Source organism: Agarivorans aestuarii, assembly GCF_019670125.1.
Taxonomy (GTDB): Bacteria; Pseudomonadota; Gammaproteobacteria; order Enterobacterales; family Celerinatantimonadaceae; genus Agarivorans; species Agarivorans aestuarii.
Genome location: NZ_AP023033.1, coordinates 2,376,991 through 2,391,077 on the forward strand (window position 1 = coordinate 2,376,991; position 14,087 = coordinate 2,391,077).

Here is a 14,087-nt window from a genome sequence, read left to right on the forward strand (position 1 = left end):
TTGAGTACTCTCTTTTGTTGTGCGGATTAAGCTAAATGGCAATTGTTACATTTGAGTTAAGTTTAGATTTCAGTTTTAGTGAATTATGTAAGCATTAGGTGACCAACAAGTAGACAAAGAATGCGTAAACGGGAGACTTATACTACCTCTTAACGAGTAGACCAAGTTAAACAACACAATAGCCAATTACGCGACTGCACAATTAGCATGATTAACTATTGCTGACCAAATGCCTAAATTTTAATATTATTTTGATTAATAACTACGTGAGCATCTTGTCTACACAGGATTAATTTAAATTTTCACCTTTACAAGCACGGCTTAACCAAACTCTCTGCTGCTGCTTTTGCGCATGTTCATAAAGGGATTGCTTAATTTTGGCTTTTGCATCATCAAAACTCACCCGATGCTCTGGGTAATGCTGTTTACACCATAGTAAGTGGTAGCCCATGCCAGTGTAGATTGGTTGACTAAAGCTCTCGCTTGGCATGTTAAACAACACCTCATCTAGTTCGGGTAACAGTTGTTGCTTAGCCACAAGGCCTAAATAGCCACCATTCACAGCTGTTGGGCACTCTGAATGTCGTTCGGCCAGTTTTTCAAAATTGCTACTGTTTACCTTATTGGCCAGCGCTTTAATTCGAGCCTTAGCTTGCTGCGGGGTATTCTCTTTAAACTGCTCATTAATGGTAAGTAGAATATGATGAGCAGCGCGGCGCTCTACTTGTAAAAACTTCTCTGGATAGCGCTGATAAAAGGCTAAGGCCTGCTGCTCTGTAACCTCGGGAATATCTTTGCTTACATAGGCAAGCACCGCTTCACTGCTTAGCTCGTTTCGCAATGCTTCGCGCAAACCATACTCAGAAAGTTGGTTGGCTAACAAGGCTTGATCATAGGCTGCGTTAGATTCAAAATTTTGTTTAATCAGTGCCAGAGCTTTATCCAATTGCGGCTCATCAACATGAACCTTTTCAGCCTCTTTTGCCGCTAGCACCTTTTGCTGGATGCGAATGGTTTTACTCACCACTCGCTGCAACTCAACATGCTGATTCTCACTTAGTTGATCAGTATTAAGATCAAATAAAGCAATACTGGTTTTCATGGTGATATAGGCTTGACTGCTATCTAACATACGCGGCTTCCTCTTCTTGCAAAGCTGTAAGTGCGCGCTCTGGAACTTCTACATCTAACTCGCCGTATTGAATACGATAACAAGGGCTGGTTTTAGCTTTGCGGCGCACTGCTAATACATCTACCACCGTGCCCTTTTGGGCTACCACTTCCCCTTCCTGAGACAAACTAAGGGTTAACTCGGCTTTGTCGCCATATTCAAACTGATTAGGTTGCCAAACTAGCTCGGCGTCAATCAACTCATGCTCTTTGCAGCCAATGGTTAAGCCTCGATTAATAAACTGCACTTGATAAACAATCTGATCTTGCAGGTAGTATCCCGATTGACGCACATAGCCGGTAGCACCGCGTCGCACTAATAAAGCGCCTTTTTTACAGCCAGGAAAGCTGCCGTCGTTTCGAATGTTTTCAACCACTCGAACTTTACATCCGTAACCAAATTTTGCTGAATTCATCTGCTATACCTCTTTATTCACAGCCTTCGCAAGCATCACAGTTAGGCACTTGGTGTGCCAACACAACGCCTTTTTCTAAAAGACAATATGCTTTGCCAACCGCTGCTTGATAGTCACTAAAACTGTTTGAACCTTGCTTTACTAATACTTGGTTAAGCAGGCGCATAAACAACACTCGCTTAACTCGAACCAAACTAGCTTGGTAGTTAACGCCAAAGTGATTAAGAAAATCTTCGGCGCTGGCAAGCTCACTAATATCTAGATCTTCTTCGGTCTGGTTAGCTAATGGATTCGCTTGCATATATTTTTCCTTAGCTAAATGCACACTGCATCTAAGTGCTGATTAATACTCTGCCGATAAAAGCTCAATAGCTCTTTGGCATTAGGGCTACGTTTGTTAACTTCTGCCCATGCGCTTAAAACCGAACGTAATGCCTGACATTGAGCAAAATTGAGGGCAATGCCTAAATCTTGATAAACCGATTTAATGGCAGCCACACCAGAGTGTTTACCTAATACAACGCTGTGTTTACGGCCGATAATCTCAGGCGCAAAAGCTTGGTAGTTATTGGGATCTTTTAGCAAGCCATCTACATGGATGCCAGACTCATGAGTAAATACCTGTTTGCCCACTATGCTCTTACTAAGCCCAAGCTTACGGCCTGAAGCCTTGGCAACTAACTCACAAATAGGGTTTAACGATTTTAGATCTACAGCAGGTATCGCCCTATTACCGGCTAGTTGGGTAACATTTAGCGCCATAAGCACCTCTTCTAAAGCGGCATTACCGGCCCTTTCTCCTAAACCAATTACCGTGGTATTCACCGAATCGGCGCCGGCTTTAACAGCAGCTAAGGTATTAGCCGTTGCCATACCTAAATCGTTATGCGCATGCATTTCAATTTGTAGGTCGCTACGCTGCTTAAGGCTACTAATAAATACTTCTGTAGCAAAAGGGTCTAACAAACCCAGAGTGTCGGCAAAACGTAAGCGCTGTGCACCAAAACCTTGGGCTTTCTCGGCAATAAGATATAGCTCATCTAAACTGGCGCGTGACGCGTCTTCCATGCCAACACAAACTTGCAGGCCAAGCGCTAAAGCCTGTTTAATGCCCCGCTCCAATTGGACAAAAAGCTGAGCAGTAGAAAGTTGTAGCTTAGATTCGCGTTGCTGTTTAGACGCTGGAATAGATATGTCGATCAAATCTAAACCTAGGCCATTTGCCAGCGAGATATCATGCTGGTGTAAACGGGTCCAGCCCATGGTTTTGGCAAACGTTAGTTCATCGCATATCGCTTTAATCACTTCCCGTTCGGAGTGGCCCATTGCTGGCACGCCAACTTCAAGCTCAGTTATCCCTGCTTGCTCCAAACTGGTGGCAATGGCGAGTTTCTCTTCGCCATTAAAAGCCACCCCAGCGGTTTGCTCGCCATCACGTAAGGTAGTGTCATTAATGATCAACATAATGAGTCCTTCTGTGTTAACACCTAGGCATAAACCGGACTAAAGCTTTCGCTCGCTGGCTGATTGGTAGTCACATCCCAATACGGCGATAACATGCGAAGCTTTTCAACAATCCCGGGCAGTACTGCAAGCACTTGGTCAACCATGGCCTCGGTAGTAAAGCGAGAAAGAGAGAAGCGAATCGCGCCATGCGCTGCGGTATAAGGAATTTCCATTGCCCGCATTACGTGAGATGGCTCTAACGAACCTGAAGTACACGCCGAACCAGAGGATGCGGCAATACCGTGTTGATCTAACATCAACAATATCGACTCGCCCTCGACAAATTCAAAAGCAATATTGCTGGTATTGGGTACGCGATGTTTTGGGTCGCCAGTAACAAAGCAATTAGGAACTCGCGCTAACAAGCCCATTTCTAGGCGATCACGCATCAGCTTTATGCGCGCAGAGTCTTGCTCTATCGATTGCATTGCTAGTTCGGCAGCTTTACCTAAACCTACAATTCCGCTGCTATTCTCAGTGCCCGCTCGACGCCCTCGTTCTTGGTGGCCACCACGCAATAGCGGTCTAAACTTGGCGCCACGGCGTAAATACAAAGCACCAATGCCCTTAGGTGCATGAAACTTGTGACCAGAAATAGACAATAAATCTATGCCACTGTCTGCAACCTGAATCGGCAACTTACCCGCAACTTGCACCGCATCAGTATGAAATACAATACCGTGTTGCTTAGCTAACTCCGCCATTCCTCGGATAGGAAATAGGCTTCCGGTTTCATTGTTGGCCCACATAAAGCTGGCAATAGCGACATTATCGCTTAGTGCTGCCTTGTAAGCTTCCATATCCAAACGGCCACGTTGGTCTACGCCTATCCAATGAATGGTGTAGCCTTTGCGCTCTAACATTTGGCAAAGTTGTAAGGTGGCAGGATGCTCAATTACCGAGGTAACAATATCTTTGCGACTAGGGAAAGCTTCTACAGCAGAAAGGATAGCCGTAGCACTGGCTTCGGTTGCGCAAGAAGTGAAGATGACTTCACTGGCATGGCTCGCACCAATTAGTTTTTGCACCTGTTCTCTGGCTTTCTCGATGGCTTGGCCAACTTGACTACCAAAACGGTGAATTGACGAAGGGTTACCATAAAACTCACTAAGAAAAGGCAACATCTCTTGCAACACTGCTTGGTCCACTTGGGTGGTGGCGTTGTTATCTAAATAAGCTAACTCAGTTTGGTTGGTTAAGGTGGTTAAAGTACTCATGCTAAAGCTCCTTACGCTAAACTAGCTGCGCCAACGGGATAAACAGTAATGGTTTCGCCAAGGGCTTGGCTGATCTTTTGCTCGATCATTGCCAGCGTACCCGCTGATAAACCACAGCCAGAACAAGCACCAGTGAGTGATACAAACACCATGTCATCATCTACATCTGATAGCTGAATATCTCCGCCATCGGCTTGTAGTTGAGGCCTAACCTGCTCTAAGGTTTGTTCAATAATTCGAATGCGCGCCACAATGCTAGTAGCACCTGCTGGATTGGCTTTAACTGGTTCTGGCTCAGCTAAAGGAGCGCCTAAGCACTCTTCAAGTACCCACTCAATTTTCTCGTGACAAGCAGCACAAGCACCGCCAGCCTTGGTGTAGTTAATAACATCTTCCAAGGTTTCTAGCTTGTTTTGCGCAACTACACGCTTGATCAAGGCATCGTCGATAGCAAAGCACTTACAAATTAACTCGCCTTCTTCATGCTCTTCGGCGACTTCTTCACCGCGGTATTGCGCCACAGCCGCATGCAATGCTTCCATTCCCATTACCGAACAATGCATCTTTTCTGGCGGTAAGCCGTCTAAGAAGTCGGCAATATCTTGATTAGAAATGCTCATTGCTTGATCGATGGTTCGGCCAATGATCATTTCAGTTAATGCTGATGAAGAAGCAATAGCGCTACCACAACCAAAGGTTTGAAAACCGGCATCTTCTATCACGTCACTATCAGGATTAACTTTAAGGCTTAAACGTAAAGCGTCACCGCAGGAGATTGAACCCACATCGCCAATAGCGTTTGCATGGTCGACAGCTTTAGCATTTTTAGGTGTGAAGAAATGCTGTTTAACTTTTTCTGAATAATTCCACATACGCTACCCCACAATGTTTTATTAATTGGTAGTGGCGATAACTCCTTGCTAAAGACACATGCTGCCTAAAACTGAGTGTTGATAAGCCATTGGGAACCTAGAACACAGCGTTTCTTGCTCATTGGCAGTAAACTCATCAACAAGGAGTTATCACCTGAGTAGACTATTGCAAATGTGGTACCTAGGTTGGAAAGAACGTAAATGTTTGTAATATATGAATTTTAATGTGATTCAACAAAGTGCACAGTGTGAGTTAAATCACATTTAGTGAGGTATTGTGAGCTTCACTACAGAGCTTTGTCGTTTGTTGGTAGGTAGCTAGTATTCGTTAGGTACCTTATAAATCGATCTGAAAGGTAGCAAATAAATGTCGGTAAGAGTGTCTTTGTCCTTAGTTAGCTCCACAAAATAGTGGTTTCAGTAGTTAATGATAATTAACTACTGAGGAGGCGTTCATTGAATACCCCATGGTGACATCCGTTTCACCGTCCACCAGATAAACATTGTCAGTTGTTAGCTTTGATGAAATAACACCTTCAACCCAAACCGGATATTGCACCGTTTCTACTTTGTACCCTGCAGGATAAGAAACTAAAACAATTTGGTTGGCTGGAGGTGGCGGCATATGAATACAAGCTCCAGCATAAGGAACTAACAAAAAATCAGTCGCAACTAACGGAGCAGAAAATTCTATGGGTACCAAAAACCCCGGAATGCGGACTTTTTCTCCATCAAAATCAGAAATTATTGTTTCAGAAGCAAGCCTTTGGACTTCGATGTATTTTTCTCGAAGCATGAGTAGTTCATCAGCGTCTAAGCCATCAGCCTTCAAGTCATTTTTAAGCACTGTAAGTTTTGCCGCTGATTCAGCGTCATCATACTGATTAAGAGTAAATACTTCCTGTAACAACTGTCTTTGTTGATAACTGAGTTCTGGCAAAACAAATTGATTTGGTACTGGTTCCGGCTTTAAGTCTTTCCAACCCAATAGTATTAGTTCGCCAGACAGACTAGAAAACGAAACAAGGAATAAAACAGCGGCAATCAATCTTTTCATAGCTTAGTTTCACATATTTTTTAGAGGATCTAATCGATAGAAAGATTCATCGGCTGATAAAGCCGATGAATCATGGAGCTTTTCTAAAGGCTGTTTTTATAGATAACGCCATCTTTCATGATAAGTTGAATTGACTTCGGTGAATCGGGACGCTTTTCAGCGCCAAACCACTGGTCACCGGTACCTACAACTGAAAAGTCTTCAAGAGGATTACCATCAAGCAAAAGGATATCAGCATAGGCCCCTTTCTCAATTACTCCAAGTTTCGCATCTGGATAAGGGTTCATGAAATCACCAGTTAGTTTCGCAATTTCACCACCCACTGAAGTTAAGGTTTTTAGTGATTCAAAAGGTCCAAAGAAGTCATTGTTGAGTTTCTTTTCATAAGCAATTTGAATATTACAGGCATCAACCGAGCCAACACAGTCGGTTTGGAAGCCGCGAGGAGCTGGACATTCTTTCATATTAGGAATGTAATCTTTAAATGCTGCAGAAGCTGATTTAGCTTTAGCTAAGCTAGAAGGTACATTTTTAATTGCAGGGATCTCTAAAAGATTCGGATCGAAGGCAGTAAGATTGGTAGTGATATACGCACCCTTTTCTTCCATTAGCTCTGAAATTTCGCAATCAAACATAAAGCCATGTTCAATCGACTTAACCCCAGCATTTAGCGCGCCGATTATGGCCTCTTTACGGTATGAGTGCGCCATAACATAACTGCCGTAGGTATTAGCAACCTCAACGGCTGCGCCTACTTCTTCTGGGGAACCTGCAAGTAGTTGCCATGGATCAAAGGCTGAAACCACACCACCTGATTGCATGTATTTCAGCTGAGTGGCTCCCATTCGAAAGTTATTGCGAGCATACTTTTTCACCTCTGCAACACTATCTACTTCTTGTGCCATATTTAAACGACCAAAATTTGTTTGCTCTCCAACCGGTGCAGTGTAGTTGGCAAAATCGGCATGACCACCACGAGTACTTAGGAATGCACCAGATGGATAATAGCGAGGACCTACAATATCGCCCGCATCGATGGCCCTTCTTAAACCACCGTTAGCACCACCAGCGTCACGGACTGTTGTAAATCCTTGCATTAAGTACATTTCGGCCATACGAGTACCATGAATAGCAAAGTCTTCCCAAGTGGTATTAGACTCCATCGCAGGTAAACTAGGTCCCATCAACATAAGGTGGGCATGATTTTCGATAAAACCAGGGGTTAGAGTTTTACCTGTCCCATCAATAACCACAGCATCTTCTCGCACAGTAATAGCTTTGGCAGAGATAGACTTAATTTTGTTGCCCTCCACTAACACAAAATGATCTTCGTATAACTTGTTTTCAGTGCCGTTAAAAATATCGACATTTTCAAACAAAGTTTGTGGAAGTTGAGCGTCTTCTGCTGCAATAGCAAAACAGGTTATCATCGCAAATGATGATGCAATAATGGTCTTCTTCATGTCTATGTCCTTATAACTGTGTCGCTCATATTTAAGCGAAGTCTCCGTGTTCCTGTTAATCCCACTTAGCTAAATAAATACCCTAGCTCGAATGCCAAAAACCAAAGCAGAGCTTTGATTCGAAAATGCTGGATCTTTGATGTATTGGATATCTGGAGTGACTTGCAAGTAGTCACCAAATTGCATGTTGTAGTATAGCTCCGCTGTCCACTGCTCATCAGAATTCGCTATAGGCCGCAAAATTTCTTCATTTATCTCTGACCAGTTAACCGCAAAGCCTAAGTTATTCTTTTCCGCACCAAGACCAAAATAGCCAAAGCCAACACTTAGTGATTTGTCGTAGAGGGCTACTTGCCCTTCAGAAACTCCTCCTCGAACAAATGGCATCAGTTGTGAAGTCAAGAACTGGCTCCAAGAAAAGTTAATTCCTTTGCCACCATCGGTATAACCAGGTGCCGGATAATTTAAATTGTGCCGAGTACCTTCACCAAAATTCCATAAGGTAAAATGGATATTGTCAGTGTAGATTTGCTCCTGTGAAGCCGTCCAACCGAGTTCTAGGGTTGAGAAATAAGCGGCATCACTGCCAAATGCACTGTTAAAGCCATCAAGTATGTCGTCAGATTTGCCGTTTGCATCTGCAAGGCCGGCAATAGCGTAGAAGTTGTTACCTATCATATGCCCAACAGATAAAGCTAAAATGCCGTCGTCGGGTAAGCCCATCACTCCTGAGCCTGTAGAAAATGCTAAGTTGGTAAATCCTGACCACGGACTAGCTAGGGCATAAACGTCGACATAATTAGTGACATCTTGCCAGCCAATTATAACGGTCCCTTTACCCCCATTTATCTTTTGCTTCCAGTTTAAATCGGTCACTCTAAAGCCTTGGTCGCTAAATGCGGGGGCGATTAGACCAGCGTAACCAAGGCCGTCTTTACCAGAGAAGTTGTCAATAAAAGCGAAGTTTTTGGGCGTGCTGTCACCATAAGCGTGACGATGTTCTATTTTCCACACTAGGCTACCGCTATTACTAGCACCTTGATTAATCAAGTTCCATGCCCCGTATAGCCTAGCAACACCAGAAGCGGCGTTTACCGAATTTCTGTTAGCACCATCAGCAGAGGCCAAACCTAGAGCAAAGTAGTCAGCACCGAAGGTGAATCCATCTTTAGCAAGTTTTTCTCGCCAATCTAATTGCTGCGTTCTTTGTTGAGCAATGGTGTTTTCTACAGAATCTGGGCTTTCAAAATTTGTGGCCGTTGCTGCTCCTGGCATACCGCCACATAAAAACACGGTACACACAGCAGATAGTTGCTTAAATTTAAACCATATTTTCATTCAACCGAATCCTTTCGCTAGTTGAAACGTAATCAGTGATTACATTGTTGAATTGAGCTAACTAAAGCTTGTAACAGTGCTCTTTCAAACATGCCCCGAATAAACTTCCCACACGCCTTGTGAACTCAGCTTCTTGTTTGCCACATCAGCCCAGTTACCATTCTGCCTTAAAGGAAATGTAAGCATATGGTTGTTAATACGTTTCATTTCAGTAAATAGATTAGCAGATACAAGTGCTTACTCAATAGCCATTTGATGACAGTGTTAGCAATACGCCTGAACTAAGTATTTTTGAATTGCTTGCGATAACTAGACGGAGATTATTTGTAAATTCGCTTGAATGAGCGTGAGAAATGAGCAGTGTCTGAATACCCAAAACGGTTTGCCAATTGGGTAATAGATTCTTTGTTATGTTGCAGGTGTATTTCCACCTGTTCAAAAACGAGCGCTTCGATAAATTGTTTATACACTATGTTCTCTGCTTTAAGCCTTCGTTGCAAAGTCCTTACATTTAGACGCAAAATGTCGGCTGCTAGCTTAATTGGCAATTTACCCATCGATAAATAAGGTTTAACAGCAAGGGGGAATTGCTCTCTAAAACTTAGCACGTCCGTAGCATTAGTAATTGTATTAGTTGTATTACTTAGAAAGTGAGTGTTGAATACCGCTGGCGAAAAAAGCTGCTGTTCTGGTATTTCTAACGCCGTTACTGGTCTACCTAAGAAAAATTGCGCATGTTCGAGTGACGGTAGTTTGGCAAAGTCATCAAGACAGTTACTTTGAATACCTATTTTCATTGGGCGCCACTGGTCGTTGCTTAGGGCTCTTATCAATTCCGCCATACAAATAACTGAAAACATCTCTGCGTATTTAAACCAGCTTTCATTAACGCCTTTTTTTTCGCGTACTAACCACCGAGTGTTACCCGATTCTTCAAGATAAAGGTTTGTATCGGTAGATTGGTGTTTTAGAGCTTCACAAAACCGCTCTAGCGCATCTTTAACTGTGCCAATTTGAGAAATATTTGCCAGCATTCGGGGAACAAAGGTTTCTTTGCAAGAGCGAAGAAATAACCACCCTAAGCGATCATTAGCTAAAGATTGTGCCAATATGTCTAACACGTTTTTTAAACAAGTTTCTGGCAGGTACTCATAATCAGCGTTGTTATAAATATCATTGGGTATCAATGCAGCTCGTAACAAGTCGTAGCTTTTATGGTCAATCTCTTTGAGCATTGATGCAAAAAACTCAACATTTTCACGCCGAACCAAGGGGATGTTTTTATTTTCGTTACTACTCATTTCATCCATTCTTCGTTTAACATTCAGGTAACTATTTGAGCATGATTACTACTAGTGGCCTTGCTATCTAAAGTTCAATATTTAGTATAATACTGTCGTTACGTTAAGTGACAACAAATGGCCCGCTATTTAATACCCGAAAAGAATCATTATTAGTGCGCGGAACAGCTTGGAACTATCCGTAAACTGCTAGATGAAATAATCAAAAACTGTTGTTCGTTAGTCGCACAACAAGCTTTAAGTAGTAAAGTCACTACCATTAGATCTGCTAAAACTTAATTCTAAAAAAAGAGCTTACCGTTGCCGATAAGCTCTTTTTATTAACGCGTAATAATTACACCTATAGTTTATTCGTCAACGAGCTTCCAAGTGCGGATCCAATCAACCTTCATGGTATTGTTGTTATCGTTAAGCAAGTCTGTTTTTTGCGGCAAACCACCTACCCAACTTGAGTCTTGGCTCCATAAGTCCCAAATAACAAACTGCTCTAGTGTAAACGGCTGTTGTGTAGTGACTTTATTAACCGGTTCACCGTTTAGATAAAACTGTACAGTGTGTTCATCTTTCCACCATGCACCAAATACATGGTAATCATCTGTCCACAACACACCTTGCAAGGTGTTTTCATCTGACAAATCGGTACGGTTGTCCGAGTTGCCATGATTTCTTTCGGTTGAACCATTCTTTGCAATAAAGTACTGAGAGTTCATCTTCCACGGGAAATCTGGCTGACAATTACAGGTAGGAACCGGGTTAATTTCAATAATATCGATTTCGTCTCGATTATTTATATCGCCATTGTTTAACCAAAAAGTACTGTAGGCAGAGATATTGGCCACCTTAATGCGGCTCTCTGTGTACATAGGAAACTTAATTTTGGCAACTGAACGTACACGAGAAGTTTCGAACCACTGATTAGGGCTATCAGCATTTAAGGTTGCTTGTATCCAAAGATTACCATCCGACACACCCGAGTTTTTGTTCAACATGTTTACCGGGGTATTACCATAGTTCCAATTGGTTTTTATCCATTTGGCGCCATTCCAAAACTCAAACTCATCAGACAAACTTTCTACTTTTTCCCAACGCTTGCCTAAGGGCGTTGTATTGTTAAACGATACAAAGCTTGGCAAGTTAGCATCAGCGGTATTTACATCTATTACTCCTGGAGAGTTTGGCTCGCATCCGGTGTTATCAACGGTAACGCCAGGAGGTGTGTTAGGGCATTGATCAACATCATTGCTGACACCGTCATTGTCATCATCAAGTTGCGATTGCGCACAGCCATCTTGATTTACAGGCTGGTTGGCTGGAGTGTTAGGGCATAAATCATTTACGTCGAGTACCCCATCACCATCGCTATCTAGCAAAGGTGGATCAACCGGGTCTGTAGGCTCGCCTTGCCATTCCAATTTAAACGACGCTAAGTTCCACTGCCAGTCATTGCTACCCAGCGCGTGAATACGTAACTTTTGCGTGCCGGCCGCTAAAGACACTTCGTTAGCTGGGCTAAGTTCAGTAAAATTGTCCCAGCCATAAGCGGGTACCGACGCTTGAGCATAAGACACCCAGCTGCCATTTTCTAATACTAAAAGCTCAATCTGTACGTTTGACGTAATCGCTGTTCCCACATTAAAAGTAACCAGGTACTTTCCTGCACGGTCAATATCTACGTTGTAGTCTACAAAGTCGCCGCTATTAATATAATTAATCGCCGACTGCCCCGCTACGCTGTAGATGCTTACTGGGCTTTGCTGATTATCATCAAAACTGCCACCTTGACTTACAAAGTCGGCGGCTTGAACCGTAATGGTGCCACTAGGATCGCTAGCAACATTTTCGTCATAGATAAAACGAAACTCTTGGTTAGGATGGTCGGCTAAGCAGGTCCATTGGTGGAACTCTGAGCCTTTATCGGTATATGCACCCTCTACGTCGAGGCATTTTTCGGTGGCACGGTTTTTAAGTTTAAACCAACCATTATTCATATCTTGCAGTGACCATTGCTGATTAACACTAGCATCTGCACAAGTAAGTTGCTGAATACGCGCGCCGTTTGCAGAGTCACTATTCGCAACCTCTAAACACTTTTGGCTTGTTTTGGTTTTAATACTGTAAAAACCCTCGCCGCGCTCAACAAACTCAAGCCGTTGGTTTCTGTTGTTTTCTCCGCAAGTCCATTGGCTAAAACCAGAAAAATTAGCAGTGTTTCCCCCGGTCAAATCAATACACATTCCGCTATGTCGAATCTCAACATTACGAAAATCTGCATTACTTACTGTAACGGCATGCACAGCATTGCTCGCCGAAAAAGCAAACGCCAAGGCAATGCCTAGCGAAAGATTATTTTTACGAATCATCATATATTCCATTATGTTTTGGCCAATCACATTTAGTTCAAAAACCGAACAGTAGCCTAGAAACAAAACAAATAGAAATAAAAAATTAGCCAATAAAAACAATCAATTAAATTACAAAATCACAATAATTACTAAGCCATAAATAGTACTTAATAAAGCCATTTTAAAAGTGAGGAGTAGATCATTTAAGTAAACATTTTCAAAAATATTTAGACCTAATTTAGCGTGAATAAAGAGGAAGTTTTTAAGTATTATATTAGGGTCTGTTGATCTTTGGTGTTGAAATTTTGTTCGAGATAAGCGGGCTTTAATCGCGGCGAGCACTTAGAAGCCTAGTGGGCTAAGCAAGAAGTGCTTAACAAAGAGTAAAGTTCGCTTATACGAACCCTTCGGGCAGCATTTCTTAGCCATTTATTCAGCGTTAGCGAGTTATTATTAAGCCCACTTAACTGCACACTCACTGCCTTGCCTAAATTGCTAATAAATTGCTGCAAAAACCATCAGCAAAGATCAACAGACCCTAGTAATTATCTAAAAGATAATTTCGCTTAGTTGCTGATTAACAGCAAAGACCAAGTAGCGACAAGCATGCGCAAACAATAAACGGCCTGGCAGTATTACGCTGTGGGTTTAAGCGATAGTTTGTTGCGTAGCTCAGAGGCTAAACCACGCGATAAGCGTCGACTTACCAGTAAACCCAATACAAAACCCAAACAAGCAAAACCGGCACAGGCAATATCAAGTAAAGATGGTTCAAGAAAAAACAGTAATTGATTAGTGATCAGCGCAAAGCTTATTAAACCAAACAATGCAGGCATTAAGGCTGCCAAAATAGCTTTGAGTAGAAAGCTATCTTGGCAATTAAGGGTAATGTTTTGACCAAGTTCTAAACCTTGAGTGGCAGAGAATTCTGCATTAAGTAGGTTTGGTGACTCTGGATTAACGGTTAAGCAACTGCTCTTACTGGCGCACGAAGTACAAGCACTGGCACGCTGCCCTTGCAACACAACCTTGCCTTTGTCGACACTAATTACCTGCATGCTAATCTGCGCCATAGATACTACCTCTTTACACCAACGCACTGGCAGGCGTATGGGTATGACAATTTTTGGCGCAAACGGTAGAGCAAGCCGCGCAGCCGATACAATCGCCAGCGTTGGCTAATTCCATCACCATTACTACGTCGTCTTCATAATCGTCAAACGCTTCATCGTCTTCGTCAATTTCACGCTCAACTAGATCAAATACGTCACGAGGACATACTTTGTAGCAACGCCCACAGCCTATACAAGCATCTTGATCTAGCGCTGTTACAAATTGCGGCTCCCAGGGCGTTCCATCGCGGGTTAAGCCCATGTATGTTTTATCACTCATTATTTTTTCCTTA

Annotated in this window: 13 protein-coding genes; all 13 read right to left on the reverse strand. The window is 42.7% G+C overall.

The annotated features are described in order from the left end of the window. Positions 1 to 289 precede the first annotated feature (289 nt). The 13 genes from K5609_RS11140 to fdxB all read right to left on the reverse strand — a co-directional run bounded on the left by K5609_RS11140 (position 290) and on the right by fdxB (position 14,074). Positions 290 to 1,132: a peptidylprolyl isomerase gene (locus K5609_RS11140; protein WP_221073714.1), complete on the reverse strand. Its 843-nt coding sequence runs from the start codon at positions 1,130 to 1,132 to the stop codon at positions 290 to 292. Further along, entirely contained in the window at positions 1,122 to 1,586 is a 465-nt protein-coding gene (locus K5609_RS11145; protein WP_221073715.1) for a nitrogen fixation protein NifZ, read from the reverse strand. The genes K5609_RS11140 and K5609_RS11145 overlap by 11 nt, the downstream gene beginning before the upstream one ends. Positions 1,587 to 1,599: 13 nt before the next feature. After that, positions 1,600 to 1,887 carry a nitrogenase-stabilizing/protective protein NifW gene (locus K5609_RS11150; protein WP_221073716.1) on the reverse strand — a complete coding sequence of 96 codons (288 nt, stop codon included), beginning with the start codon at positions 1,885 to 1,887 and terminating at the stop codon, positions 1,600 to 1,602. Positions 1,888 to 1,901: 14 nt separating this feature from the next. Further along, on the reverse strand, positions 1,902 to 3,050 hold the full coding sequence (nifV, locus tag K5609_RS11155; protein WP_221073717.1) for a homocitrate synthase: 1,149 nt from the start codon (positions 3,048 to 3,050) through the stop codon (positions 1,902 to 1,904). 23 nt (positions 3,051 to 3,073) lie between these two features. Continuing rightward, positions 3,074 to 4,309 carry a cysteine desulfurase NifS gene (gene nifS, locus K5609_RS11160; protein ID WP_221073718.1) on the reverse strand — a complete coding sequence of 412 codons (1,236 nt, stop codon included), beginning with the start codon at positions 4,307 to 4,309 and terminating at the stop codon, positions 3,074 to 3,076. A gap of 11 nt (positions 4,310 to 4,320) precedes the next feature. Next, positions 4,321 to 5,181 carry a Fe-S cluster assembly protein NifU gene (nifU, locus tag K5609_RS11165; protein WP_221073719.1) on the reverse strand — a complete coding sequence of 287 codons (861 nt, stop codon included), beginning with the start codon at positions 5,179 to 5,181 and terminating at the stop codon, positions 4,321 to 4,323. Positions 5,182 to 5,605: 424 nt separating this feature from the next. Further along, the gene (locus K5609_RS11170) at positions 5,606 to 6,238 is read right to left on the reverse strand and encodes a DUF3299 domain-containing protein (RefSeq protein ID WP_221073720.1); all 633 of its coding nucleotides are present in this window, start codon (positions 6,236 to 6,238) and stop codon (positions 5,606 to 5,608) included. An 83-nt stretch (positions 6,239 to 6,321) separates the two neighbouring features. After that, positions 6,322 to 7,701 (reverse strand): metal-dependent hydrolase family protein, encoded by a 1,380-nt coding sequence (locus K5609_RS11175; protein ID WP_221073721.1) that lies wholly within the window; start codon positions 7,699 to 7,701, stop codon positions 6,322 to 6,324. A gap of 69 nt (positions 7,702 to 7,770) precedes the next feature. Continuing rightward, positions 7,771 to 9,039, reverse strand: a complete 1,269-nt coding sequence (locus K5609_RS11180) for a carbohydrate porin (RefSeq protein ID WP_221073722.1) — start codon at positions 9,037 to 9,039, stop codon at positions 7,771 to 7,773. 320 nt (positions 9,040 to 9,359) lie between these two features. After that, positions 9,360 to 10,340: a helix-turn-helix domain-containing protein gene (locus tag K5609_RS11185; RefSeq protein WP_221073723.1), complete on the reverse strand. Its 981-nt coding sequence runs from the start codon at positions 10,338 to 10,340 to the stop codon at positions 9,360 to 9,362. Between the two features lie 347 nt (positions 10,341 to 10,687). After that, on the reverse strand, positions 10,688 to 12,703 hold the full coding sequence (locus K5609_RS21840) for an RICIN domain-containing protein (protein ID WP_221073724.1): 2,016 nt from the start codon (positions 12,701 to 12,703) through the stop codon (positions 10,688 to 10,690). Positions 12,704 to 13,317: 614 nt separating this feature from the next. After that, positions 13,318 to 13,755: a SoxR reducing system RseC family protein gene (locus tag K5609_RS11195; RefSeq protein WP_221073725.1), complete on the reverse strand. Its 438-nt coding sequence runs from the start codon at positions 13,753 to 13,755 to the stop codon at positions 13,318 to 13,320. A gap of 13 nt (positions 13,756 to 13,768) precedes the next feature. Further along, positions 13,769 to 14,074, reverse strand: a complete 306-nt coding sequence (gene fdxB / locus K5609_RS11200) for a ferredoxin III, nif-specific (RefSeq protein WP_152784799.1) — start codon at positions 14,072 to 14,074, stop codon at positions 13,769 to 13,771. Between the last annotated feature and the right edge of the window lie 13 nt (positions 14,075 to 14,087).